24 protein-coding genes, 1 tRNA gene and 3 pseudogenes are annotated in these 26,693 nt (G+C 44.9%); 1 reads left to right on the top strand and 27 read right to left on the bottom strand.

All coding sequences use genetic code 11. The features are described 5' to 3' along the window. Window positions 1-168 precede the first annotated feature (168 nt). The 5 genes and pseudogenes from gap to LC065_RS09265 form a co-directional block, all read right to left on the bottom strand. Complete coding sequence (gene gap, locus LC065_RS09285; RefSeq protein ID WP_089651368.1) at window positions 169-1,176, bottom strand: type I glyceraldehyde-3-phosphate dehydrogenase; 1,008 nt, start codon at window positions 1,174-1,176, stop codon at window positions 169-171. A gap of 38 nt (window positions 1,177-1,214) precedes the next feature. Then, a pseudogene (locus LC065_RS09280) lies at window positions 1,215-2,243 on the bottom strand (sugar-binding transcriptional regulator). Window positions 2,244-2,394: 151 nt separating this feature from the next. Further along, complete coding sequence (locus LC065_RS09275) at window positions 2,395-2,616, bottom strand: glutaredoxin family protein (protein ID WP_226591950.1); 222 nt, start codon at window positions 2,614-2,616, stop codon at window positions 2,395-2,397. 97 nt (window positions 2,617-2,713) lie between these two features. Beyond that, on the bottom strand, window positions 2,714-2,938 hold the full coding sequence (locus LC065_RS09270; RefSeq protein WP_226591952.1) for a ubiquinone biosynthesis protein COQ4: 225 nt from the start codon (window positions 2,936-2,938) through the stop codon (window positions 2,714-2,716). A 260-nt stretch (window positions 2,939-3,198) separates the two neighbouring features. Continuing rightward, window positions 3,199-3,274: transfer RNA gene (locus LC065_RS09265), tRNA-Arg, on the bottom strand. Between the two features lie 451 nt (window positions 3,275-3,725). Between LC065_RS09265 and clpP the strand changes: the two genes are divergently transcribed. Next, window positions 3,726-4,313 (top strand): ATP-dependent Clp endopeptidase proteolytic subunit ClpP, encoded by a 588-nt coding sequence (gene clpP / locus LC065_RS09260; RefSeq protein ID WP_226591954.1) that lies wholly within the window; start codon window positions 3,726-3,728, stop codon window positions 4,311-4,313. Between the two features lie 97 nt (window positions 4,314-4,410). Here the strand turns inward: clpP and LC065_RS09255 are convergent, their stop codons facing one another. The 22 genes and pseudogenes from LC065_RS09255 to LC065_RS09150 form a co-directional block, all read right to left on the bottom strand. Then, window positions 4,411-4,665: an HPr family phosphocarrier protein gene (locus tag LC065_RS09255; protein WP_160913262.1), complete on the bottom strand. Its 255-nt coding sequence runs from the start codon at window positions 4,663-4,665 to the stop codon at window positions 4,411-4,413. A gap of 130 nt (window positions 4,666-4,795) precedes the next feature. Continuing rightward, window positions 4,796-5,752, bottom strand: coding sequence for a DNA-binding protein WhiA (gene whiA / locus LC065_RS09250; protein WP_226591956.1), 957 nt, complete (start codon window positions 5,750-5,752; stop codon window positions 4,796-4,798). A 33-nt stretch (window positions 5,753-5,785) separates the two neighbouring features. Next, a complete protein-coding gene (locus LC065_RS09245; RefSeq protein WP_226591958.1) occupies window positions 5,786-6,739 on the bottom strand; it encodes a gluconeogenesis factor YvcK family protein in 954 nt (317 codons plus the stop codon). A gap of 3 nt (window positions 6,740-6,742) precedes the next feature. Then, entirely contained in the window at window positions 6,743-7,627 is an 885-nt protein-coding gene (gene rapZ / locus LC065_RS09240; protein ID WP_226591960.1) for an RNase adapter RapZ, read from the bottom strand. Window positions 7,628-7,643: 16 nt separating this feature from the next. Then, window positions 7,644-8,112 (bottom strand): annotated as a pseudogene (locus tag LC065_RS09235) (8-oxo-dGTP diphosphatase). 430 nt (window positions 8,113-8,542) lie between these two features. Next, entirely contained in the window at window positions 8,543-9,493 is a 951-nt protein-coding gene (gene trxB, locus LC065_RS09230) for a thioredoxin-disulfide reductase (RefSeq protein WP_226591964.1), read from the bottom strand. Window positions 9,494-9,610: 117 nt separating this feature from the next. Beyond that, window positions 9,611-10,627, bottom strand: a complete 1,017-nt coding sequence (locus LC065_RS09225) for a tetratricopeptide repeat protein (protein ID WP_226591966.1) — start codon at window positions 10,625-10,627, stop codon at window positions 9,611-9,613. 89 nt (window positions 10,628-10,716) lie between these two features. Beyond that, window positions 10,717-11,340, bottom strand: coding sequence for a bifunctional phosphoribosyl-AMP cyclohydrolase/phosphoribosyl-ATP diphosphatase HisIE (hisIE, locus tag LC065_RS09220; protein WP_306163920.1), 624 nt, complete (start codon window positions 11,338-11,340; stop codon window positions 10,717-10,719). Further along, window positions 11,337-12,095 carry an imidazole glycerol phosphate synthase subunit HisF gene (gene hisF / locus LC065_RS09215; protein WP_226591970.1) on the bottom strand — a complete coding sequence of 253 codons (759 nt, stop codon included), beginning with the start codon at window positions 12,093-12,095 and terminating at the stop codon, window positions 11,337-11,339. Before hisF ends, hisIE begins: the two co-directional genes overlap by 4 nt. Further along, window positions 12,096-12,827 carry a 1-(5-phosphoribosyl)-5-[(5-phosphoribosylamino)methylideneamino]imidazole-4-carboxamide isomerase gene (hisA, locus tag LC065_RS09210; protein ID WP_226591972.1) on the bottom strand — a complete coding sequence of 244 codons (732 nt, stop codon included), beginning with the start codon at window positions 12,825-12,827 and terminating at the stop codon, window positions 12,096-12,098. Window positions 12,828-12,839: 12 nt separating this feature from the next. After that, complete coding sequence (gene hisH / locus LC065_RS09205) at window positions 12,840-13,469, bottom strand: imidazole glycerol phosphate synthase subunit HisH (RefSeq protein ID WP_226591975.1); 630 nt, start codon at window positions 13,467-13,469, stop codon at window positions 12,840-12,842. Further along, window positions 13,469-14,062, bottom strand: a complete 594-nt coding sequence (gene hisB, locus LC065_RS09200; protein WP_226591977.1) for an imidazoleglycerol-phosphate dehydratase HisB — start codon at window positions 14,060-14,062, stop codon at window positions 13,469-13,471. Before hisB ends, hisH begins: the two co-directional genes overlap by 1 nt. Then, window positions 14,059-15,333 (bottom strand): histidinol dehydrogenase, encoded by a 1,275-nt coding sequence (gene hisD, locus LC065_RS09195; RefSeq protein ID WP_226591978.1) that lies wholly within the window; start codon window positions 15,331-15,333, stop codon window positions 14,059-14,061. The genes hisB and hisD overlap by 4 nt, the downstream gene beginning before the upstream one ends. Further along, entirely contained in the window at window positions 15,333-15,968 is a 636-nt protein-coding gene (gene hisG, locus LC065_RS09190) for an ATP phosphoribosyltransferase (protein ID WP_226591980.1), read from the bottom strand. Before hisG ends, hisD begins: the two co-directional genes overlap by 1 nt. Then, entirely contained in the window at window positions 15,961-17,145 is a 1,185-nt protein-coding gene (locus LC065_RS09185; RefSeq protein ID WP_226591982.1) for an ATP phosphoribosyltransferase regulatory subunit, read from the bottom strand. The genes hisG and LC065_RS09185 overlap by 8 nt, the downstream gene beginning before the upstream one ends. A gap of 263 nt (window positions 17,146-17,408) precedes the next feature. Further along, window positions 17,409-19,070 carry an acyl-CoA dehydrogenase family protein gene (locus LC065_RS09180; RefSeq protein WP_226591984.1) on the bottom strand — a complete coding sequence of 554 codons (1,662 nt, stop codon included), beginning with the start codon at window positions 19,068-19,070 and terminating at the stop codon, window positions 17,409-17,411. Window positions 19,071-19,081: 11 nt separating this feature from the next. Then, window positions 19,082-20,599 carry a class I adenylate-forming enzyme family protein gene (locus tag LC065_RS09175; protein WP_226591986.1) on the bottom strand — a complete coding sequence of 506 codons (1,518 nt, stop codon included), beginning with the start codon at window positions 20,597-20,599 and terminating at the stop codon, window positions 19,082-19,084. After that, on the bottom strand, window positions 20,596-20,988 hold the full coding sequence (locus LC065_RS09170; protein ID WP_226591987.1) for a MerR family transcriptional regulator: 393 nt from the start codon (window positions 20,986-20,988) through the stop codon (window positions 20,596-20,598). Before LC065_RS09170 ends, LC065_RS09175 begins: the two co-directional genes overlap by 4 nt. Window positions 20,989-21,449: 461 nt before the next feature. Beyond that, window positions 21,450-21,998, bottom strand: coding sequence for an LURP-one-related/scramblase family protein (locus LC065_RS09165; protein WP_226591989.1), 549 nt, complete (start codon window positions 21,996-21,998; stop codon window positions 21,450-21,452). Window positions 21,999-22,375: 377 nt separating this feature from the next. Further along, window positions 22,376-24,043: a glycerol-3-phosphate dehydrogenase/oxidase gene (locus LC065_RS09160; protein WP_226591991.1), complete on the bottom strand. Its 1,668-nt coding sequence runs from the start codon at window positions 24,041-24,043 to the stop codon at window positions 22,376-22,378. A gap of 232 nt (window positions 24,044-24,275) precedes the next feature. Beyond that, complete coding sequence (glpK, locus tag LC065_RS09155) at window positions 24,276-25,775, bottom strand: glycerol kinase GlpK (protein ID WP_226591993.1); 1,500 nt, start codon at window positions 25,773-25,775, stop codon at window positions 24,276-24,278. Beyond that, window positions 25,772-26,591, bottom strand: a pseudogene (locus tag LC065_RS09150) (MIP/aquaporin family protein). The gene glpK and the pseudogene LC065_RS09150 overlap by 4 nt, the downstream one beginning before the upstream one ends. Between the last annotated feature and the right edge of the window lie 102 nt (window positions 26,592-26,693).

Below are 26,693 nucleotides of genomic sequence, written 5' to 3'. Positions count from 1 at the left end.
CTCCTTGGTTTGTGGTCAGGTTCATCGCCTGCCCTTATGTACGTTTCCACAGTTTCATTGTGCAGAAACGCCGATAAGCAGGATGCGAAAAAACATGGATAAAGGAGGAGGACCTGAGACCTCCTCCTTTCCAGCTTTTTCATAGTATTTTCTAAAAAGGCTCAGATATTACAAGCCTTGGTTTTTAAGGTATACAGCCAAGTCTACACAACGGTTAGAGTAACCAGTTTCGTTGTCATACCAAGAAACGATTTTAACCATGTTGTTTTCAAGGATTAGTGTAGAAAGACCATCAATGATAGAAGAGTGAGTGTTGCCATTGTAGTCCGTGGAAACAAGTGGCTCGTCACTGTAGCCAAGGATTCCTTTAAGGTTACCTTCAGCTTCTGCGCGAAGAGCTTCGTTCACTTCTTCAGCTGTTACATCTTTATCAAGTTCAGCAACCAAGTCTACGATGGAAACGTTGGATGTTGGTACACGCATCGCCATACCGCTAAGCTTGCCATCAAGGTGTGGAAGAACTTTTGCAACGGCTTGTGCAGCACCAGTTGTCGTTGGGATGATGTTCTCAGCAGCTGCACGAGCACGACGGTAATCTTTGTGTGGAAGATCAAGGATCTGTTGGTCGTTCGTGTAAGAGTGAACAGTTGTCATCATACCGCGCTTAAGTCCGAACTTCTCGTCAAGAACTTTTGCGTATGGAGCCAAGCAGTTCGTTGTGCAAGATGCGTTAGAGATGACGTGGTGAGAATCTTTGTCGTACTGATCTTCGTTTACACCCATAACGACTGTAAGGTCTTCTTGCTTCGCTGGAGCAGAGATAACGACTTTCTTAGCACCTGCATCCAAGTGTTTCTTCGCATCGTCACGCTGAGTGAAGCGACCTGTAGATTCGATCACGATATCTACACCAAGATCTCCCCAACCAAGTTGAGCTGGATCTTTTTCAGAAAGTACTTTGACTTCTTTTCCGCCGACAATCAGGTTGTCACCGTTTGTTGTCACTTCTTGCTCAAGCTTACCGTGTACAGTATCGTATTGAAGCAAGTGTGCAAGCATGTTTGCATCAGTCAAGTCGTTAACCGCTACTACCTCTACTTCATTGTTGTTCAAAGCAGCACGGAAAACATTACGTCCAATACGTCCAAATCCGTTAATACCAATTCTTACTGTCATGCAAAATTCCTCCTTAGGATGATTGAAATCATATTTATTTAAAGGGATAAATCCCTTATTAACTCTTGGGCTGCCCCTTCATCAGTGATCAGGACATTACTCTGGCCCGGTTGGAAATAAGATGAGATGGCTTGTGCTTTCGAACGTCCACCTGCAACAGCAATGACATGTTTCGCACGCTTCAGATCTTCTAATTGAAGACCGACCGTACGAACTTTGTGAACGATCTCACCCTCTACATTGAAATAGTAACCAAAAGCTTCGCCTACTGCGTTATGCTTTTTGATTAATTCCAACTGCTCAGGGGGAAGTCTTTCTCCGTTCTGCCATCGTAAGCGCATCGCCTACTCCGTGGATAACGATTTCAGCGTTACGGATGATATCCAGCACTTCTTTAATCGAAGGCTCTTCTTTTATCGTCTGATAGGATTCCTCACTGAGAGGATCGGGTACATATAAAAGACGATAGTCACCACGTGCTTTTTTCGCCATTTCCGCACAGATTGTGTTGGCCTGGTTTCAACTCTTTCACCTAAGCCTCCACGCGCAGGTACGTATAAGCACTGATCAGCTCCGGACAGCGGCGTCATTACTTGTGCGACGGATGCCATCGTTGTTCCGCCTGTAATGGCTATCGCCTGGTCAGGCGACATATGTTCTTTCAAATACTGGACACATGCTTTTCCCATCTCTTGTTTTACCCAATTAAGCTCATCACTATCACCATGAACAACAACGACATAGTCTAAATTTAATTTATCCTTTAATTGTTGTTCTAAAACCTTAATCCCAGAGACCTCTTTAATAAACTCAGCTAACTGCTCAAGAATGTTCTGCCCTTCATAACTTAAGTGCATGCCTCTTGAGGTAATCTCTACAGCCCCTTGTTTATTCAGAAAGTCCACTTCGCTTCGGACCGTACGTTCAGCCAGCTCAACACTTTCAGCTAACGCTCTTCGGCCTACAGGCTGCATGATCTGGATGTAATACAACAGCTGATAACGGCGCTGTATAACGTCCAGGACATCCGGGAATAATTTTTTTTGTAAGTCGATGAACGCTCTCATGGAAAAAGCCCCTTCTTTGAAATGGTACCAACCGGGATGTATTACGTCCCAGCTAGTCATATTATGTCCCGCTCGGAGCAAAAAAATATCTTATTTCAACTTTATATTAACAGTGGGGTAGTCCTCGTGCAAGTGAAAACCTAGACGTTTTTCATTGTAAACGCTTCATTAGTTTTATGTAATCAATTTCACGGTAATCCAACTCTTCCGCACCGATTTTTAACACCGGTACCTCAAGCATATACTTCTCTAATAGTTCTGGATCTTTTTCAATATCCACCATTACTACTTTGACGTCGAACAGTGATATTAGATCTTTGACTTCTTCACATAATCCACAGTTTTCTTTTACATATAATATGACTTCAGACATGCACAAGCCTCCCTGAATTTTTCATCTTCATCATACCAAAGGATACGCTCCAACATCCATCCTCCTCCAGAACTTCTTACACAAAAAAAGACACGCTTCAGGAAGCATGTCCTTTTTTATCATAAAAACCATTATCGATTTTCAACTTACGCTTATCCAAGAAATGAGCTAATTCTTCACCTACATAATTTTCAGGTGTTCGCTTCAATGACTTATAGTTGAAGGATAACTTTTGCTGTTCCTGCATATCGAACAAGTGAATCCGCCTGTCTTCAGAAACCTCTTCGGTCGACAACATTTTGTAACGGATTAGGTTTGTCATAAATACCCCTCTTCTAAATAAAGCGAAAAGTCTGACTTTATTTATTCAATCATAACACACAAATAAGGCAAAAAGAACCTACATGACGATAATAAAACCAAATAAACGTTCGTATAATTCCTGTGAGATTTCTGTTCAATTAATATTTAAATAACACTATTGTAACTACTAAAATTCAAAGAGATTTTTATATATTAATATAATGATATTTTTGTAAAAAAAGGACCTTCCTTACTTTCAAGGAAGGTCCTTTTATTTAGCGCGCCCGAGAGGATTCGAACCCCCGACTGACGTAGAACCGGAATCTACCGCTCTATCCAACTGAGCTACGGGCGCAAAAGCGACATGCATTTAATATTATAAGTAGAATCACCAAAAAACGCAACCCATTTTTATGATCTTCCAGAAAAGCTCCCTTGTGAAGAATCTGTTTCGAAGCTTTTATAAGAGCTTAGGGCTACGGGTAAAGATTCGCTTCCCACCCACCACTGACGCTCAATTCAGTAACGAACCCTCAAAACATCTCAATATAATGTCCATCTTGCCATGTAGCTTTATTATAGGTTTGGACGTTTATATAGGTAAAATTAGGGTATGATGGTAGAAGGAATTGGAACACATCACATAGAACGAATAAGAATAACCGTTTTTCATACTTAAAAGGCATAACAAACCTTGCTGAAATAAAGGATAAAAGGTCGATTGTTTTTGTTTGACCTTTATTGACCTTATAGGTATGATGAATGTATTCCATCATTATTAATTTGATGTTAAGGAGGAATTACAAATGAATTTAGTCCCTACAGTTATTGAACAAACAAACCGCGGAGAACGTGCTTATGATATTTACTCCCGCTTACTTAAAGACCGTATCATCATGCTGGGAAGCCCGATCGATGATAACATCTCAAACTCTGTTGTAGCGCAGTTGCTTTTCCTTGCTGCTGACGACCCAGATAAAGACATTTCCCTATACATCAACTCCCCTGGTGGATCGATCACGGCAGGTATGGCGATTTATGATACGATGCAGTTCATCAAACCGAACGTATCCACAATCTGCACAGGTATGGCTGCATCTATGGGTGCATTCCTGCTGAACGCCGGTGAACCAGGTAAACGTTATGCACTACCAAACAGTGAAGTTATGATTCACCAACCACTTGGAGGCACCCAAGGTCAGGCTTCAGATATCGAAATTCACGCGAAGCGTATCATTAAGATGCGTGAGAAGCTGAACCAGATCCTTGCTGAGCGTACTGGACAACCAATGGAAGTCATCGAACGCGACACGGACCGAGATAACTTCATGTCTGCCCACGAAGCTGTTGACTACGGCTTGATTGATAAAGTAATGGAGAAAAACGAACAATAAAAACACGAAATCCGCTGTGTAATCACAGCGGATTTTTTTGTGCTTTATGAAAACGTTCCCTCATTGGAGAACGTTCATTTTTTCACATAAACACCTATTACTCATTCTTCACAAAATCGGTAAGTACCTGAACCGCTTCTTCCTCATCAGAACCATCTGCAATCAATTTGATTTCTTCATCGGTTCCGACAGCAAGGCTCATTAACCCCATAATACTTTTGGCATTCACACGCTTCTCACCTTTTTCAATAAAAACATCTGCGGTGAACTTGTTCGCTTCTTGTACGAATTGTGCTGCTGGTCTTGCCTGTAAACCTGTTTCGAGCTCAATCGTTATCGTCCTTTCAATCACCTGTCATTCTCCTCTCATTCTATATTTCAACTTCTTTGTAAGCGGATTCAATACTTAGAAAAAAGAACGCTCTCTTGTAGAAAGCGTTTATAATTGTATTTCATTATAGCATGAATTTGTTAAGGAAACATTAGTTTCTTGTGTTTTCTGTGACTTCACCTTTTCTAACTTTTTCGGCGAACTCATCGATTTTACGCAGGCGGTGATTGATCCCTGATTTACTGATCGATCCACCAGAAACATACTCACCAAGCTCTTTCAAAGAAACTTCCTGGTGCTGCAGCCTTAAAGATGCAATCTCTTGCAATTTATCTGGCAGGGCCTCTAAACCTACTGTCCGTTTAATGAATTTTATGTTCTCCACTTGACGGAAAGCGGCACCGATCGTCTTATTTAAATTCGCAGTCTCACAATTGACGAGACGATTGACGGAGTTCCTCATATCGCGAACGATCCTCACATCTTCAAACTTGAAAAGCGCTTGGTGTGCTCCTATATTACTAATGAGCTCCGTGATTTTATCCGCTTCTTTCAAGTAGGTAATGTAACCTTTTTTACGGCTGAGTGTCCTTGCGTGCAACCCGAAACTATTCATAAGCTTACACAACGCCTCGTTGTGTTCCTCATCAGAAGAATGAATTTCTAGATGATAGGAAGAAGTTTCCGGGTTATTGACTGAACCACCCGCAAGAAATGCTCCTCGTAAATAAGCTCTTTTACAACACGTATCGTTCAAATACTTTTGAGGGATGTCTGGATTAATGGATAGAGGACCTTTCAGAATTTCCAAATCTTCAAGAACAACATTCGCTTTCTCTGTCATCCTTACAATATAGACATTGTTTTTTTTCAACCTCATCTTTTTCCGAACAAGAAGTTCTACCGGGTAGGGATAAAGCTTTTTTATTAACGTGTAGATTCTTCTGGCAATCGCTGCATTCTCTGTTTGTACATCCAGAATATATTCACGGTTGGAAAGGGAAAAGGTGCCGTTCATGCGCACAAGGGCAGCTAGCTCCGATTCCATACAGCAAGTATCTGCTTCTACATTGGTTAATTCTTTTTTGATCTCTGATGCAAATGACATGATGTACACCCCCTTCTACCTACCACGCAACACCTAAAGCATGGAGTGCAGTAACTTTGCTAATTTATCTGTGTCATGACGTAACATAGGCTTGCTATGGTCGATGATATCTTCTTCTATGACTTTCAATCCCATGGATTTTATTCTTTCAATATCGTAAACGACGGGCTCTGCATTTTCTTCAGCATATGCAGCTCTTACCCCTTGATCAATCGGTTGATTATGCACAATCACTGACTGTAACACATCTTCACCGATATGATCAAATAATGCCTGGATATGATCAGCTGCCGTGTAACCAGAAGTTTCCCCCTCCTGCGTCATCACGTTGCATATATAAGTGACCATCGCTTTCGTTTCTTTCAATGCCTGACCGATTTCCGGAATGATGATGTTCGGTAATATACTAGTGTAAAGACTTCCTGGAGAGATGACAATCAAATCTGCTGATTTGATCGCCTCTACGGCTTCCGGCAAAGGCTGGACCGGCGTAGGGCTTACGTACACCCTTTTTATTTTCTTATTCTGCTTAGGAATACTAGACTCACCGGTCACAACCGTCCCATCCTCCATTTCCGCATGGAGGTTCATTGAATGATTGGCAATCGGATAAATATGACCACGCACGTTCAAGACTCTGGAGATTTCTTTGATTCCTTGATAGAAATCCCCCGTCATGGATGCCATCGCAGCTAGCAAGAGATTTCCCATGGAATGGCCGGACAGGCCGTTACCCGCTGCAAACCGGTGTTGAAAAAGCTCAAGGAGCATAGGTTCAGCATCAGATAGGGCAGCGACAACATTCCTGATATCCCCTGGAGCGGGAATGGCCATCTCATTACGTAAGCGGCCGGAACTCCCACCGTCATCAGCAACCGTGACAATGGCTGACAGGTCAATCGGTAAATTTTTTAACCCGCGCAAAAGCACAGGCATCCCGGTCCCGCCACCTACGACGACGACACGCGGCTTGGTCTTATGATCCATCCGTTACAAACCCTTTCTTTTATCAATGTCTCTGTGAGTGACATGGGTCACGAAGTCGGTAGAGAAATATTCCGATAAATGCTCAGCAAGCGCTACAGAGCGATGCTGACCGCCTGTACAGCCGACAGCAACGACAAGCTGACTTTTTCCTTCACGTTTGTATTGAGGCAGCATGAATTGCAGCAAGTCTTTCAGCTTTTCAAGGAACTTCTGTGTATCTGTCCATTTAAAAACATAGGAGGATACTTCTGTGTTCAACCCTGTCAACGGGCGCATATGTTCAACATAATGCGGGTTCGGCAGGAAACGTACATCAAACATTAAGTCTGCATCAATGGGTACGCCGTATTTAAAACCGAAGGATACCATCTGAATGGAGAACACCTGTTGTTCCTTCTGACGGTACTTCTCAATAATCCGCTCCCTCAGTTCTTTCGGCTTCAATGATGTTGTATCAATGATCGTTTGCGAACGGCCTCTCAGCTCATCCAGCATTTTTCTCTCTCTGCGGATACCTTCAAGTGGCAGCCCTTCTTTAGCAAGGGGATGGGACCTACGTGTTTCTTTATAACGGGAAACAAGCGCTTGATCTTCTGAATCAAGGAAAAGAATATGTTCTTGCAGCCATTCCTCTTTACCAAGACGGTCAAGAGAATCAAAGAGTGCATCGAAGAATTCCCGTCCACGTAAATCCATCACTAGAGCCACATTTTGAATGTCGTTGCTGGAATCTTTCATCAGTTCAAGAAACTTTGGAAGCAGGGCCGGCGGTAAGTTATCGACACAAAAAAAACCGAGATCTTCAAAGCTTTGAACAGCTACGGTTTTCCCTGCCCCTGACATTCCTGTGATGATTACTAACTGAGTTTCGTTGGCATTTACTGGCATCTTACATCGCTCCCCATTAGTCAGGTCGTGACGGATCCAAATCTTCATCGATCAAGCGGAAGTCCGTCGTATATACAAATGTTCCATATACTTGCTCTTCACTACTTAAGATGTGCTTGAAAATCCTCCGATCTCCCTCTGCCATCGGCTTTTGAAGAACTTCTTCAACCGGAACCCATTCCAGTTCACCTTCTTCACTTTCATCAAGCAAATCCCCCCGAATAGCTCGTACTGTAAAAAGTAAACATCATCCATTCTTGAGCGGTTTTCTCTTCTTCCCGCATGACGAATGTAAATGACCCACGAAGCTCTGGATTTTCAATGGAAAGTCCCGTTTCTTCTTTAAACTCACGGACAACGGAATCTTTAATATTCTCTCCAGCTTCCATCTTGCCACCAGGAGCTACATACCAGCCTCTTCGTGGTTTTTTTAACATCAATACGGAATCATCAACTTTCAAAATACAATTCGCTACACGCTGCATCGTTATGGTCACCTCATTTTCTTTCTAGAGGGCATCTCCACCCATTATACAATGAATTCACAGGTTGCTACAATATTATGTTCCACAGACTGGATTGAAAACTATTTCCTTAAACTTATTTGTAATCTAAACAGGTTCGTTGAGATGACCCAGTTTCAAGATTTTGTGTGAGCGGACGATGGCTGGAAAAACGAGTCATTCCCCGCCGACACGCTCCTCTCCCTATACATCTCGAAATCAACTCACTTCTTACAATCCTGCCTATTCAAACATCCCGGTTTAACAGACTAAAACAAAAAAAAGACACAGATGACGAGCACCTGTGCCTCATAGAGATTAATCTATTAAAAGGGGGTCAATTAATCATTTCCATCGTAACAGGAAAATATTTCATGGGTGTTACACCGGAGTTAAAATGCTGTTTCTTTTTTTAATTGACGACCTTCAATTCCTCTAAAAGATTTTCAATATAGTGCTGGGCAGATTGTGCGGCGATACTTCCATCGCCAGTTGCTGTCACAATTTGACGCAATTCTTTTTCACGGATGTCCCCGGCAGCGAATACGCCCGGTACTCTCGTTTCCATGTTTTCATCTGTTTCGATATACCCTTGTTCATTCGTGATGCCTAGGCTTTCGAACGGTGTGGACAATGGAATCATTCCGATATAAATGAACGTACCATTGGTATCAAAGTCGTATACTTCATCGGTTTTTTTATTGTGAAGCGTAACACTTCCTACTTTTCCATCTTTCTCGTTGATGGATTTGACGACAGTATCCCAGATGAAGTCGATTTTATCGTTATCAAAAGCGCGATCCTGAAGAATCTTTTGTGCGCGTAATTCATCACGACGGTGAACAATCGTTACTTTGCTTGCAAAGCGTGTTAGGTAGACACCTTCTTCGACTGCAGAATCTCCACCGCCTACAACGACGAGTTCTTTATCTCGGAAGAATGCTCCATCACAAACGGCGCAGTAAGAAACACCGCGGCCGCCAAGTTCTTTTTCACCCTGCACACCAAGTTCTTTATATTGAGCACCTGTCGTTATGATGACGGCGCGTGCTTTGTATTCTTTGTTACCGGCTTTGACCGTCTTGTATTCCTTGCCTTCTACGACTTCTTTAATGTCACCATAGGCATATTCTGCACCGAATTTTTTCGCGTGATCGAACATTTTATTGGAAAGGTCTGGTCCAAGAATGCTTTCAAAGCCCGGATAGTTTTCAACATCTTCCGTGTTCGCCATTTGACCACCTGGAATGCCACGCTCAATCATCAGCGTATCCAAGTTAGCTCGGGAGGTGTAAACTGCTGCTGTCATGCCAGCAGGACCTGCCCCGGCAATAATGACATCATAAATGCGATCTTCACTCATCAATCTTCACTCCTTATGAATCCGAATAATCTCAGTTGCAATTCCTGTACATATCATAGTAAATCATACGAAAACCGTCCATTAATGTGCTTACAGAAGAGAGAAATGCATCTTTACCTATTCCTGCTCCCAGGGGCCGCCTTCGTTCCCCATCTTAGGGAACTGCTTGCATCCTTCTTCCCATAGCTGCAACGCTTTAGAGGGATTGCCCGTATGATAAACGGAGATGCTGTACCACTTGTAGTAAATTCTCCGGCGAGTGACCTGCTTATCACGAAGCGACCTGAACCGTTCAACCGCTTCCTGGTAATGGCCAGCCCTAGCAAGAGTTTCAGCTACGGCTAGTTTTTGCTGTTCATGCATAGGAAATACATTGCGGAGCCGTTCAATGTGAAAAGCCGCTTCTTCCTTCATGCCCTGCTTCAAATAAAAAGTAGCCAAATTCACATCACAGTGAATGTTCGTCGGTTCATCGTCCAGGGTCTCTTTTTCAAGCTGAATCGCGTCGTCACGGTCCCCGTTCATGAACAACGCGTACGCGTATCGATGTTTGGCGATTTTGAATTCTGGGAATAGCTCCATCATTTCATCGAGAACACTTAAGGCTTCCTCCCACTCCTCGTGCTCCAAATGATAAAAGGCTGTTTCCTGGTAGATGATGAGCTCATCTTCATCCTCAAATGCCCAATCATCGTCTTCATCTTCTTCCTCTAATGAATCCAGCATATCTCTCAATTGCTTCGCTGCTTCTTCAAATTCGCCGTCTCCCGGTTGTTCTAAATAGGTGTCGACATATTTTTTGGCATCATTAAGAAGACCGAGGTGTGCGTAATTATTCGCCATCAGATAGTAACAATCGACGTATTCTTTGCCGTGTTCAGCTAATACCTCGGTCAGTACCTGATTTGCGGCATGATAAGAGCCAACTTCCGTATAAACGACAGAAAGTTGGCATGGATATAATGGTTCCTCGGGAGAAGCTTCAATCGCCTTTTTCAGCCACTTGACAGCAGCACTGAAACGACGCTTTTGAAAAGCCTGAATCCCATGGGAAAAATAAAATGACCCAGTAGGTACAAATGGGATAATGTTCGTATCCTGTTGTGCTGTAGTTCCTTTAAGTGTTGTCGTCATGACTGTCCCCCTATTTCCGTTTCAAATCTCACTAATTATGCAGTATAACATAAATGCTCACAGAGAAATAGGAGAAAAATGTAATCCATTCAGGAATGACGTTTTTCCAAAACATCCAAGACATCATCCAGTGGAACTTGACGATCAGTCAGGATTAATAAGAGATGGAATAAAAGATCCGCGGATTCCAAAGCAATTTCTTCTGGATCATCATTTTTTGCAGCAATGATGACTTCACCAGCTTCTTCACCGATCTTCTTCGCAATCCGGTCGACCCCTTCCCGGAACAGTGTGGATGTGTAAGATCCTTCAGGAAGGGTTGCTTTTCGATCAGCCAGTACGGTTTGAAGCTCATCCAGAATTTGATAGCGATTTTCTTTGGGCTTAGTTTCTGAATCTGTCAGTTCTTCAGAAAAACAACTATACTCCCCTTTATGGCACGCTGGGCCAGAGGGTACCACTTGAACAAGCAAGGCATCCTGGTCACAATCGTAATGGATGCTTCTTACTTCCTGCGTGTTCCCGGAAGTCTCCCCTTTGTGCCACAACTCTTGACGGGATCGGCTGTAGAATACGGTTTCACCGATCTCCAACGTTTTTTTCAAAGATTCTTCGTTCATATAGGCTAAAGTCAGGACAGCTTTTGACTTGGCATCCTGGACGATCGCTGGAACGAGACCTTGTTCATCGAATTGAATGTCATCTAAATTCATCGGACAGGCACTCCTTTTTCCTTTAAATAAGCTTTCACGTTTTGCACAGACGTTTCTTTATAGTGAAAAATGGAAGCGGCAAGCGCGGCATCTGCTTCAACTTCAGTAAATACGTCATAAAAATGTTCACTGGCCCCCGCCCCGCCGGAAGCAATGACAGGAACACTCACCACTTGCTGCACGGCTTTCAATAAAGGCAGGTCAAAACCGGATTTTTCTCCATCTTTATTCATGGACGTAAGCAGAATTTCTCCCGCTCCAAGCTTGACCGCTTCTTCCGCCCAGTCAGTCACGAGCCAATCGGTCGGTGTCCGTCCCCCATGTGTATAAACACGCCAGTTCGCTGCCTCTTCATCGTACTTCGCATCAATCGCAACGACGATGCACTGACTTCCAAAATAATCCGCACCTTCTGTGATCAAAGCCGGTCTTTTCACAGCGGAGGAATTCAGAGATACTTTATCTGCTCCATTCCGCAGCGTTTCCTTAATGTCTTCAAGTGTCCTGATCCCACCGCCGACTGTAAAAGGAATGGCAAGTTCAGAGGCTACGGATCGGACAACATCAATCATCGTTTTCTTTCCTTCGTGACTGGCGGAGATATCGAGGAACACAAGCTCATCCGCCCCTTGTTCGTCGTACACTTTCGCAAGTTCAACAGGGTCGCCGGCATCGCGGATATCAACGAACTGGATACCTTTAACGACACGGCCTTCTTTCACATCCAGACAGGGAATGATTCGTTTGGAAAGCATTCAGTCCACCTCCACAGCAAGTGCTTCTTGTAAAGAGAATTGGTTCGTGTACAATGCTTTCCCGACAATCGAACCAACGACATTCCGATCCTTATATTCTTTCAGCTTGACAAGATCATCCAAGCCTTTAATGCCTCCAGATGCAATCACGTCCACTCCCGTTTCTTCTGCCAAGCGAACGATTTCCTTCGTATTCGGACCTGAAAGCATGCCGTCTTTCGCGATATCCGTATAAATGAACGTTTTCGCTCCCGCGGATGCCAGGTCTTTTCCTAAATCCACAGCCTTCACTTCGGATTGTTCCAGCCATCCGGCTGTGGAAACAAAACCGTCACGAGCGTCCAGACCGATGGCAATCCGTTCTCCATAATTTGAAAGAAGCTGTTTGGTTGCCTCCACATCGCGGACAGCGAGAGAACCGATAATGACACGATCGACACCCGCGTCCAAGTAAAAACGGACATCTTCTTCCGATCGGATCCCGCCGCCAATCTGCACGCGGCAGTTCAATTCCTTTGCCACTCGCAACACATGCTCCGCATTTTGCTTGGAACCTTGCTTCGCTCCATCAAGGTCGACCATATGAATCCATGATGCCCCTGCTTCAGCAAATTCCTTTGCCACCTCAAAAGGATTCTCCCCATAGACGGTTTCTTTTTCAAAATCACCTTGTTCAAGACGCACACATTTTCCGTCACGCATATCAATCGCTGGATAGATCGTAAAGCTCATCGTTATAACTCCTCACTGTTTGCACATTACTTTACAAAAATTCTCTAATAACTGCATGCCGGCTGTCCCACTTTTTTCCGGGTGGAACTGGCTGGCTACAAGGTTTCCTTTTCCAATGATTGCGGGAACTTCCATATGATAGTCAGAAGTCGCATAAAGGATTGAGGGATCATTCGTCTTCACAACAAAAGAGTGGACGAAATAGACCTGGTCTTCGTTTACGTCTGTCATCAGAGGTTTATCCGGCTGATGGATCTCAAGCTGGTTCCATCCCATATGCGGAACTTTGTACGAACGTCCTTGTTCATCAATCCCCGGAAAGCGAGAAATGGTACCAGGGAACAACCCTAACCCTTCAGTCAGTCCGCCTTCTTCACTGCTCTCGAATAACAGCTGCATCCCTAGACATATGCCGTAGACCGGTGTACCTTCAGCCACTTTATCTTTTATAAAATCTATGAATCCATGTTCTTGAAGGGCTTTCATCGCATCCGGAAACGCGCCCACCCCTGGAAGGATGTATCCATCACAGCCTCCCAATGCCTGCGGCCGGTCCCCGATTTTATAGTTCACTCCAAGTCGTTCAAGTGCTTTTGAAACACTGAATAAATTGCCCATTCCATAATCGATGATGCCTATCATTATAAACTTCCTTTCGTACTCGGAACTCCTTTGACACGTGGATCGATTTGAGTCGCTTCATCCAAAGCACGTGCGAAGGCTTTGAACATCGCCTCAATAATATGATGGGTGTTATGCCCATGGTGTAAGACGATATGTAGGTTCATCCGAGCTTCTACAGCAAGCTTCCAGAAAAATTCGTGGACATTTTCGGTGTCAAAGGTACCCACACGATCTTTAGGAAGCTCTGCACGCCATTCCAGGTGCGGACGATCACTCAAATCAACCGCTACCGTGACAAGCGTCTCATCCATCGGCAGAGTCATAGAGCCATAACGCTTCATGCCGTATTTATCTCCGACCGCTTCTCGTAACGCCTGACCAAGACATATCCCGATATCTTCCGTTAAATGGTGATCATCCACTTCTACATCGCCTCGTCCGACAACGTCTAAATCAAAGAGACCGTGTTTTGTGAACAATTCCAACATGTGAGAAAGAAAAGGAACCTGGACATCCAAGTCCGCTTTTCCACCTCCATCAATCCCAAGTTCAAGCTGTATATCTGTTTCTCTTGTTTTGCGTTCAATTCTTGCGGTTCTCGTTTCTGTCATTTCCATCGCTCCTTACGTGTCTCTACTGCGCGCGCATGGGCTTCCAACCCTTCCAACCGGGCGAACCGGGCAATTTTGTCGACATTCGTTTCTAGGGCTTGTCTACTGTATGAAATAACGCTCGATTTTTTCACAAAGTCATCGACGTTAAGAGGACTGGAGAAACGCGCCGTCCCATTCGTTGGCAGCACATGGTTTGGTCCTGCAAAGTAGTCCCCGACAGGCTCACTGCTGTAGGGCCCTAGGAAAATCGCGCCCGCATGCTTGATCTTTCCCAGCTCCTGAAAAGGGTCTTCCGTCACAATTTCGAGGTGTTCGGGTGCTATTTCATTGATGGTGTCGACCGCTTCTGCCCATGTCTCGCAAAGGACGATCATTCCATAGTCTTCCACGCTCTTCCTTGCGATATCAGCACGAGGCAAAGAATCAAGCTGTACCTGCACTTCTTTCTTCACAGCCTTCGCAAGCGTCTCACTCGTTGTCACAAGTACACTTGAGGAACGGGCATCGTGTTCCGCTTGAGAAAGGAGGTCGGCAGCGATTTCTTCCGCACGCGCGGTTTCATCAGCAAGAACGGCAATCTCACTTGGGCCGGCAATCATATCGATATCGACATCTCCGAAAACTTCACGCTTTGCAAGAGCGACAAAGACGTTTCCAGGCCCTGTAATTTTATCAACAGATGGAATCGTTTCTGTGCCATAAGCTAGAGCAGCGATTGCCTGTGCCCCTCCTACTTTGAACACATCTTCCACGCCAAGAATCTGCGCTGCAAGCAGGACACCATCTGGTACTTTCCCATTCTGTCCGGGAGGGGTCACCATCACGATCCGCTCCACGCCTGCTACTTGTGCGGGAATCACATTCATAAAAACAGAGGAAGGATAGGCAGCAGTTCCGCCCGGCACGTACACCCCTGCGGCATCAATCGGTGTGATTTTTTGTCCCAAGAGAGTGCCGTCTTCTGAACTATCAAACCAAGATGAGCTTTTTTGCTTTTCGTGGAAAGCACGGATGTTGTCCGCAGCCTCCTGTAAGATTTGGACGAACTCTCCATCTAGAGAGGCATACGCTTGTTCGAACTCTTCTTTTGACACTTTGGATGATTCCATAGTGGCTTTGTCAAAACGCTCGGTGTATTCTTTGACTGCCTCATCGCCTCGGGTCTTCACCTGCGAAATAATCTCCTGAACAGATTTCCGCTGTTCCTCTGTTCCTTGGTCGACGGAACGCTTCAATGACTTTAAGTCGGACTTATTCATGAACTTCATCAGCGCTCCCCTTCCATCACTTCGCTTAGTTTGCTTACCATTTCCTCAATCTCCGTACTCTTCAAACGATAACTGACCGGGTTCACGATCAAACGCGAAGTAATTTCTGTAATCTTCTCATACTCGACCAGTCCGTTCTCCTTTAACGTACGGCCTGTCGACACGATATCGACGATTCGATCTGCCAACCCAATCAACGGCGCAAGCTCAATCGATCCATTCAATGGAATGATTTCAATCTGTTCACCCTGCTCCCGGAAATAGTCAGAGGCGACTTTCGGATATTTCGTAGCGATCTTAGGCGCAATCCGGCTCAGCGGTTGATCAGGTAATCCAGCAACGGCCACATAACAAGGGCTTATTTTTAAATCAAGCACTTCGTACACATCACGATCTTGTTCAAGCAGGACGTCTTTGCCGGCAATCCCAATATCCGCCGCTCCATATTCTACATAAGTGACAACATCCATCGGTTTAGCCATCATGACGCGGATGTTCTGTTCAGGGAACTCCAAGATTAACTTTCTTGACTCATCCATGTCCGCTTCAAGCTCATACCCCGCTCTTTTCATCAGTTCCGCCGCTTCTTCGTAAATACGGCCCTTCGGCATGGCAATGGTCAACGGCTTACTCATCACGCTCACCTCCGCCTTTTGTCAAATCAATCGTTTCTGATAATTCTGCTTTGAATGCCTGCAAGTCCGGGATTTGGTCCACGTGTTGTAAAAGAACCGCCTGCCCATCCTCACGGTAGCGTTTCGCTTCTTTCAATCCCTTTCCGTAACTATCATCGTCGACGATCACACCGATGCGCCCATCATCCGATTCCTGTTCATTCAATGCTTCTACCAGACGTTCAAGGTGGACAGCAAAACCAGTGGCTGATGCACTGAGTTGGAAAGAAGGCAGCAACGTATCATAGCGCCCTCCGTTACAAAGCAGTGCCCCAAGATTCGGAGCATAACCTTCGAACAAAATCCCGGTATAATAGTCCATGTGGCTGATCAAGTTCAAATCAAAGTGAATATACTTTTCGACCTCATACTGTTGCAGCAGACGATACAATTGCTTCAATTCATTCACAGCCTGCATGCATGCTTGATTCCGCGCAAGCGAACGGCTGCTTTCGAAGATTTCTTCGCCGCCTTTCAGTGCGAGCAGCTGAAGGAGAGCATCTTTCTTATCCTTTGGAACAGAGAGCTCTTTCACTGCTTCCCTGTAACCAACGTAATTTTTGCGATATAAGTAATTTAGAAGGTATTCAATCGTATCCTCATCGTCACCGAGCAAATCTGTGAAAAAAGCTTTTACATAGCCAATATGACCAACCGTAATGACAAAATCATCGAGTCCGGTCTGTTTCAAAGATTCGACGAGCAGAGCGATGACTTCCGCATCTCCATAAGAGGAATGGTCACCAATCAATTCCGTTCCGACCTGTTCAAACTGAGCCGGCTTCCCTCCTTCGGTCTGTTGGGCACGGAATACTGGACCTTCATAAGCGAGTCGAAGCGGGAACTCAGCGTCTTTCAACTGAGAAGCAGCCACCCTGGCGATCGGTGCGGTCATGTCCGGTCTTAATACAAGTGTGTGCCCTTGCTGGTCCAAAAGCTTGAACAATTGCTGATCAAGGGTCGCACTTACTTTTCCTACCGTTTCGTGATATTCCATGATCGGCGTATCCATGAACGAATATCCGAACGAAAGAATCGCATTCGATAATTGCTGCCGTGCTTTTGATTTTTGATTATAAAAAAAGGGAAGCGTGTCCCGCATTCCCAGTGGTTTTTCAAACATCAGGCGTTTAACCAATGGAATTCATCCTTTCCTCAAATCCTTTAGCTTGCTAATATGCTAACATGATAAAGATAGAGCGTCAATGAAGAAACTCATTAGCATTGTTCCCCTTCTTATCATAGCAGAAACCGTTTCATAAATACGGACTCGGAGGTGAAGATGTGTTTTTTAGACGGGGGACATTGAAGGAGTTTTAGAAAGTGTTAAACTGCCGGTCGAGGACACTAACCTTTACAGCTACCATAAAAAAACAGACGCACAAATGTGCGCCCGTTTAGTCAGGTTAACGCTTTATTCAAGTGAAGGATTTCATCAGCGTAACGAAGAGCCAGTGGTTCTGCACTCGGTGCCTCTGTTTGCATCTGTTGATAGATGAACAGTTTGCCAACCTTTTCAAACCTTGCCCCTTTTTCCATCATCTCAAGAGCAATGACGGCTTCATAAAGCACGGCCATTTTTTCAGCCATAGATTTGCTGTAATAGGTTTGTACATCAGCCGGCTGTTTTAATACTTCGTCTACATACGGAACGAAATTCTGGATCGCCTCTTTCACGAGTATGAACTCTTTCCCTTTATTCTTAGCTTTGTCCAAACGCTCTAGAATATGTTGGACAAACAACTCATGGCCTTGATATTTATTGAAAAGTTTCAAGACTTCAAGGCCGAGAATGTTTGCTGTCCCTTCCCATACCGTCAACACTTGAGCATCACGCAAGAGACGTGGGGTAATGAAGTCTTCGATGTAACCATTTCCCCCATGCATTTCAATCGCTTCATGTGTGAAATCGACGGCCTGTTCGGCTGTTTCCTTTTTCATAATCGCAATCCGGAGGCGGTTCAGGATATGTTCTTCTATCCTCGTTTCTTCTGGCTTACGAGCGACTTTTTCAAACGCTTGGATCAAGTCAAAAACTGCTCTCGTTTCCACTTCCTGCTTCACTGTCATGGAAACGAGCGTATCTTTCACCATCGGATATTCGATCAACGAGTGGCCGAACGCATTTCTTTTTTTAGCATAATCCTGGGCTTCTGTTAAAGAACGACGCATAATTCCAATAGAAGCGACCGCATTACAAACACGGGAAAGGTTCAAGGCTTCCATCATATAATAGAATCCCCGTTCCGCTTCTCCAACCATATATGCTTTTGCTCCGGTAAATTCGACCTCAGCGGATGGAACAGCACGAACGCCCAGTTTATCTTTCAGTCGGCGGATTTGAATACCATTCAAGGATCCTTCCTCGTTTCTCCAGGGAATGAGAAACAAGCTGAGACCTCTCGTCCCTGATGGTGCGCCTTCTGTACGGGCCAGAACCATCGCCACGCCACAAGCGCCGGCATTACTGGCAAAATACTTTTCACCATGAATTCTGTAATGCTCGCCTTCTTTAATGGCTTTCACTTCATTGGCGCCCACATCTGAACCGCCTTGGCGCTCCGTTAGAAAAGTCGCGCCTTCATACAGTTCCACATCTCCCGTCGACAACACATGTGGCAAATATTTTTCTTTCAATGGTTCATCTGCATAATGGTCGATCAAATAGGCAGTGGCCATCGTTAACGTCACCGGGCAGTAAAAACCAGGCTCTGCCTGGGAGAGCAGATAACCTTGAGCGAACGAATACAAGTAGTCGCCTTTTTGTCCAAGCTCAGGGATGTCTTTATGAAGATAACCGACGATTCCTTCGCCATACGTTTCTTCTATTGTTTTTTTGTACCCTTCGTTTAACCATACCTCTGATATGTCGTTGCCCATCTTGTCGTATTTGATCAACTTTGGTTGACCCTCACGATCGGTGTGAGCCGCCCGTTCATCGATCTCCTTAGCACACTTCTCACCGAAGAATAGGAGCCGATCATTTGCCCATTGGGAAAAAGAATCGTCCCACGCTTCCTTCAGAAGATCCTGGAGATTCTCATCTCTTTCGTAAAAGTTCATTTTACTCCCCCCTAAACTTGACGCGCCTGTTCACGCAAACGATGCTTCAGCAATTTCCCCGTCGCGTTCCTTGGGAGCTCTTCCATTTCCTCATAGAGCTTCGGGATCTTATAATCCGCCAGGTGCTCCTGCAAAAAGCGGCGGCATTCGTTTTCCACCTCTTTCATTTGCCCGGTTTGAACGATATGTGCTTTGACGGTTTCGCCCCAATCCGGATGCGGAACGCCTACGACAGCCACATCTTCAATATGTGGGTGCTGGAGCAAAAGTTCTTCTACTTCACGAGGATAAATGTTGACACCACCTGATATGATCATATCCTTTTTCCGGTCTATGACCCACAAGTAGCCGTCTTCATCCTTCTCACCCATATCTCCAGTAAGCAGCCATCCATCACGGAAGGTGGCTGCGGTTTTTTCTTCATCTTTATAGTAACCTTTCATAATCCCTTCACCTTTAAGAGCGATTTCACCCACTTTCCCGCTCCCTACCTCTTGTCCATTTTCATCAACAAGACACACTTCACAATGAAGCGCTGCCCGCTTTCCTACACTGCCAGCTTTTTCATCATGCTCCTGTGGAAGCAGCAATGTCCCGCTTGGTCCTGCTTCCGTCAGACCATATAAACAGCAGAGGCTGTCCGTTTCAAACTGCTCTCGCACAAACTGGACTTCCTTCTTAGACAGAGGTGCCCCTCCGTAGGTCCAATATTTCACCCAGCTCAAATCCGTTTCCTTCACTTTTGGATGTTTAGCGGTCATTAAATAAGCGACAGGTGCTCCGAAAAAGTGTGACGCCCGTTCGGTCGAAGCAAGTTCTAATAATAAATCGGGAGTGAAAGTAGGAGCAATGATGTGGGTAGCACCGACGAACGTGCCCCCTGCTAAAAAGAGATGTAATGGTGCGGAATGACTGAATGGCATCATATGAAGCATACGGCTGGATGGTTTCATTTCCAGTTCCACAGCCATCATCGAAGAGACCGTCAAAATGTTTTTGTGAGTAAAGACAACGCCTTTTGGCTGCCCGGTGGTCCCTGATGTATATAAAATCGAAGCTTCTTCATCTTCATGCGCATCGTTGATCATTTCAAGCGGTTCTTCTTTGGAGAGGATATCTGAAAACGAGTGCCAGGCTCCGTCGACATCCCCGGTTTTTATAAATGTACCCACCCTTTCATCGGCAAGCCCTTTCACCTGATCGATGAGCAAATCATGGGTGAGCAAAGCAACAGCATCACTGTGATCATATATATAAGTAATTTCATTCAATACTAGTCGGGCATTAATTGGAACAACGATGGCACCCAGCCTGTGAATGGCAAAGTAACTGATGACGAACTCTTTTGTGTTCGGCATATGGATGATCACCTTATCTCCAGCCTGAATCCCCAACCTCATCAAACCTCTGGCAAGCTGATTCACCTGACTGTTCCACTCCTGATAAGTCAGCCGTTCTTCAGGTGTAACAATCCCTTCTTTTCCCGGATATTTACGAGACTGATAAGCTAATAATTCAGAAAGATTCATATAGGATCTCCTCTCCGTTCCTTTAATTCTTCCTCGAATTTGTCGAGCCACTGACCCATTTCCGCTCTTAACTGTTCCAATTCCCGGATCCGGTCGTCCACCTCCTGCATTTTTCCTCTGCCATAGGCAAGCGTCCGTTCAAGCTGACGGACGCCTGAGGGGTCCTGGTCGAAAAGATGGATCATTTCTTTGATTTCATTAAGCTGGAAACCATACTTTTTCCCACGAAAAACAAGCCCGAGACGTGTCAGATCCTTCGGAGAAAAAGAGCGGTGCCCGCCCGAGTTACGGGAAGGTCTGATCAGTCCCAATTCTTCATAGTATCGGATGGTCCGCTGGGTGACATCAAATTTTTCGGCCACTTGTTGTATAGATAAATGTCCTGTCATTCGATCCCCTCTAACTGAATGAAAATTCTAACAATTCAACTATACCATTAACGTTAACGTAAAGTTCAACTGTAAAAAATATGTAATTCCCATACAAAAAAAGACCCTTACTTGATAAGGTCCTTCATGTATATCTCCATTTATGGAAGACTCCGATTCGAGACATTTTGTGAGGTCGATGGGGACGGTCGGGGAGCTACGATACTCCCGCGTGGAATGGATTGTCTGGAACAGCTACCAAAAGCTCTAGCGTGAGGAAGCTCTTCATCATCCCCTTAGACCGCCCTGGTAGACACGACTGGCATAAGCACACCAAAGAAATGGGCCTTTCATTCCTTTGCTATTCTGCGAATAACGGTAGTGTCTGGGTTATAAAGCTAGACGAGCTGCTTCCCAGCCACCCCTGACTATCAGCAAAGCAAACGAACCACAAAACATATCGAAATCGTGTCTTGCACAAATTATCTTTCTTTGGTCTGCAGGAGGAATAGGAACGCCAGGAGGGAGGCGGGGATGTTGTCGCGGATCTTCCATTCCACCAAATAGCCAGGCATTTGATCAAATCGATCGGGCGCTTCAAGAGGAATGGCTCCTCTTTTTATGACGGCCCATACCTTCTCATCATTGTCCTTGATTTTGTAATGCCCGATGAAGGGGTCACCTTCTGCACTCCAGCGACACTGATCCGCTTCTATATAATGCGTGATACGCTGCCCTTTCGCTTTATTTTTTGTCTGCTTTGTGTATGCCACATAAGCACCTTCTGTATGTTGGATATATCCCCGCCATGTGAATCCACCCTTTTTTTCCATGTGATAGAGCGCTTGCCCGTTCTGGTTTTTAACTGTATATACCGCCGGTCTGAACTGGTCATAGGAGAACAAGGTTGTGACCATGACTAACGCTTTATGTTTCCATTGAAGGTTTTCTTGAATTTCTCCATAACTCTCTCCGTCCATATCATAAATTCCTGCTTGGAAGGATTTAAGAGCTTTTTGTCCCATATACATCCGCGCCGGCACTCTTTCTATTGAGTATTGGGTGAGGTCCTGTTTAAAACTCAAAACGTTTTTTGATTTTTGAAGGTCCGTATACCCTGTTTTTAGAAGCCCAGTTCCCGTAATGGAAAAAATCACTGCGTACATGAGAGAAATAATAAAACTGCTGGGATTAAAGCTAAACATCCCGATAATGAATATTATGGAAATAAATGAAAGAAGAGCTCCGGTCCATAATTGTCTTCTAGCATCTTGATAAATCATACTCTGAACAAGCGACACCTTATATCCTCCTCAAAAAAAGCTTTGATATAAATACGAACGATAAGGAGAAAAGTTACAAGAATATGTAAAAAAAGACTTCCCAGATGAGGGGAAGTCTTTTTGATTTATACGTATTCAATTGGTGTGACAGCTTCTTCTAAAAGTTGATCAAGCTGTTCCGTGTACTCTTGTTTTTGCTGCTCACTATAATTCAGGGCTTTCGCCATATAATTGATGACGGATGTTTTATGATCCCGTACCCACTGAATGTTGAAGAATAGAGCGGCGGTTCGTCGTACAAAGAAATCAACAGGTTTGTACGTCATTTCTTCTTCCAACGCATATACGAGTTGAGCAAAGACGACTGGGTCCACCCCTTCTTGCACGGCTTCTTCTTTACGATCCTTGAAGTTGTTGAAGACTTTGTCGACATTTGAACCATACAGCTGAATCAATTTGTCGGCATCTTCTTTCGTTACTCCTAGAGATTCGCCAATTTGAATCCGCTCTTCTTTATATTTCTTGAAGCCTTTGGAACCTCCAACATCGCCACCAGAGATTGGCATGTTTTTCGTTTCGGAGTCAGAATAACGAATGCCATACTCTTCCATCAACTGATCACGAACGAGGTCAATGGCCGTTTGTGCCATTTTTCGATACCCGGTAAGTTTTCCACCAGCCATGGAAATCAGGCCAGAGTCTGAAACAAAGATTTCGTCTTTACGAGAAATCTCAGATGGATCTTTCCCTTCTTCATGGATAAGTGGACGCAGTCCTGCCCAACTTGATTCTACATCGTCAGCGGTGACATCGACCGTTGGGAACATCGTTTTCATCGCGTCCAGAATATAATCACGATCGTCTTCCGTCATTGTCGGATGAGCAATTTCCTGATCATAGGTCGTATCGGTCGTCCCCACATAAGTTTTGCCATCACGTGGGATAGCGAATATCATGCGACCGTCCGGGCTGTCGAAATAAATCGCTTGTCTTAAAGGAAAGACAGATTGATCGAAGACGAGATGGACGCCTTTCGTCAACTGCAGCGTTTTTCCTTTTTTCGATCCGTCGATCTCACGCAATTCATCAACCCACGGTCCACCTGCGTTGATGATTTTTTTCGCTTTGACGTGATACTGTTCCCCTGAAACGGTATCTTCCACTTTCGCGCCAACCATGGATCCGTTGTCATCATAAATGAAGTCCACGACCCTCGCGTAGTTGGTTGAACATGCACCATACTCTACGGCTTTTTTCATTACTTCAAGCGTCAGACGCGCATCATCTGTTTTGTATTCAACATAATACCCTGCGCCTTTCAAGCCTTCTTTTTTCACTAGTGGTTCACGTTCTAAGGCTTCCTCTGCGCTCATCATCGTTCGACGCTCCGCTTTTTTTACTCCTGCAAGGTAGTCATATACACGAAGACCGACATTTGTAGAGAACGGCCCGAAGTTTCCGCCCTCATGGAATGGGAGCATCATCCATTCCGGTGTCGTTACATGGGGACCATTTTCATAAACTATTTCTCGTTCTTTCCCTACTTCAGCGACCATTTTCACTTCGAACTGTTTCAAATATCTCAATCCGCCGTGCACCAATTTTGTGGAACGACTGGACGTACCTGCTGCATAATCCTGCATTTCCACAACCGCTGTTTTCATGCCACGGCTTGCGGCATCGAGAGCGATTCCAGAACCTGTGATTCCACCGCCTATGACGAGGACATCCCACTCTTCCTGAGTTAAACGGTTGAACTGATTTTGTCTTTCGTAACTAGAAAATGTTTGCATGTTATCTCTCCTTCTTCCGTTGTCTTCTAATTCATGGTCTGATACGGGTATTCCCTTTTCCGGCAAAGAATATGTGTCGTATTACTCATTGAGTGCTCATTCATGTCATAAAAAAAGAGACCACGAAAACTCTTATGCGGATCGCATAAAGCTTCGTGGTCTCTCCGTATCTCCGACCGTTTTCATTAACTTGTAACACTATTATATCAGAGAGGGAGATGTTTTCAAGGAATTATTCTTCTTGCTTGAATACCCTTGTTGCTTCCACAGCTTTTTGCCAGCCTTTGTATAGTTTCTTACTTTTCTCCTCATTCATACTAGGCTCAAACTCTCTTTCCACTTTCCATTGATTTGCGATTTCTTTTCGATCTTCCCAGAAACCTACAGCAAGACCCGCAAGGTAAGCCGCACCAAGAGCCGTTGTTTCATTGACCTCTGGACGCTCGACGGTCACATCAAGCAAGTCACTTTGGAACTGCATCAAGAGGTTGTTTTTGACGGCACCTCCATCGACACGAAGTTTTTTCACTTCGATGCCGGAATCTTCGACCATCGCATCCACCACATCTTTCGTCTGGTATGCAAGAGATTCAAGCGTGGCTCGTACGAAGTGAGCTTTGGTCGTTCCACGCGTCAGACCGAAGACAGCTCCACGAGCTTCGCTATCCCAATAAGGCGTGCCAAGACCAACGAATGCAGGAACAACGTAAACGCCGTCCGTAGATTTCACCTGTCCAGCGATTTCCTCACTCTGCGGAGAAGATTCAACCATATTTAAACCGTCACGAAGCCATTGAATGGCAGAACCTGATACGAAAATGCTTCCTTCCAGGGCGTATTCGACTTTTCCATCAATACCCCAGGCAAGTGTCGTCAACAGTCCGTTCTCGGACTTGACTGCTTCTTCTCCTGTGTTCAATAACATGAAACCACCGGTTCCGTAAGTGTTCTTGCCCATTCCTTTTTCAAAACACGCTTGTCCGAAAAGGGCTGCCTGTTGATCGCCGGCGATTCCGGCGATTGGCACTTCTTTTCCGAAAAAGTGGTAATCTACCGTATTTGCATAAACTTCAGATGAAGGCTTCACCTCCGGCAACATGCTTTTCGGTACATCTAAGATATCAAGCAGTTCATCGTCCCACTTCAGGTCATGGATGTTATACATCAATGTCCGGGAAGCATTGGAATAGTCGGTCACATGTGTTTTCTGGCCAGAAAGCTTGTAAACGAGCCACGTGTCGATCGTTCCGAACATGAGATCTCCGTTTTCTGCTTTTTCTCTTGCTCCGTCAACATTGTCTAAAATCCACTTCACCTTAGTTCCTGCAAAGTATGGGTCAAGCAGGAGACCTGTTTTATCTCTGAATGTATCTTCCAACCCTTGCTCTTTCAATTCATTACAGATGCTTTGTGTTTGACGGGACTGCCATACGATTGCTTTATAAATCGGTTTGCCCGTGTTTTTGTCCCAAACAACAGTCGTTTCACGTTGGTTCGTAATTCCAATGCCTGCGACCTGACTCGCTTCAATATCTGATTTTCTTAGAACATCCGCAATACATGCAAGAACAGATGTCCAAATTTCGTTTGCATCATGTTCTACCCAGCCTGGCTTAGGAAAATGCTGCTCGAATTCTTTTTGAGCGGTTTCTACGATCTGCCCTTCATAATTGAACAAAATCGCTCTTGAACTTGTTGTACCCTGATCGATTGATAAAATGTACTGCTTCATGATTCCACTCCTTTTTCAGATTGATGCACTTTTTTCAGCTCCACACGCATGGAGGAAAGTAAAATAAGTAAAACGATAATGGTGCCCATCCAGAACCAGCCGTTCGCTTCAGCTTCGAAAATGGCCTGATAAAATAACCCGCCATAAACGCCGCCGATGATCGGGCCGAATACAGGGATCCAGGAGTACCCCCAGTCCGAGCCCCCTTTTCCGGGAATCGGTAAAAGAGCATGAGCCAGTCGAGGACCTAAATCACGAGCTGGGTTGATCGCATACCCTGTTGTGGCACCGAGTGACATCCCGATTGCTACAATCAGCAAACCAACAATGAGCGGGTTCAACCCCTGTGTGAAATCGTTAGCGCCGATAAATAAGATTCCCATGACTAATACAAATGTTCCAATGATCTCACTTACAAGGTTTGAAATCGGGCTGCGGATGGCAGGATCTGTACAAAAAATCGACTTGATCGCCAACTGATCTTCTGTATCCTTCCAGTGGGGAAGGTAGTGAAAGAAGACGATGACAGCTCCCAAGAATGCCCCGGCCATCTGCGCGGTCATATACATGGGGACTTTGCTCCAGGGGAAAATCCCCCACCGTTGCAAGTCCAAGTGTAACGGCAGGATTGATATGAGCCCCTGTCACTCTCCCTACGGCGTAAACACCCATGGCTACAGCAAGTCCCCAGGCAATGGTAATCAGCACCCAGTTCCCTTCTGCTTTAGTTGCTTTTAAATTTGCACCTGCGATAACGCCTCCCCCGAAAATGATGAGGATCATGGTGCCAATCAGCTCACCCATGAATTCAGTCATGATGTGATCTCCTTTCTGTGTACCACGATTGACGTACAAAAAACCACACAACATTAGTATGATCTAATCATTGTGTGGATCGTCAGCCTCTTCACGAAAGGT

Origin of the sequence: Halobacillus litoralis (genome assembly GCF_020524085.2) — a bacterium.
Classification (GTDB): domain Bacteria; phylum Bacillota; class Bacilli; order Bacillales; family Halobacillaceae; genus Halobacillus; species Halobacillus litoralis_E.
This window is presented reverse-complemented; position numbering and strand designations above follow the sequence as displayed.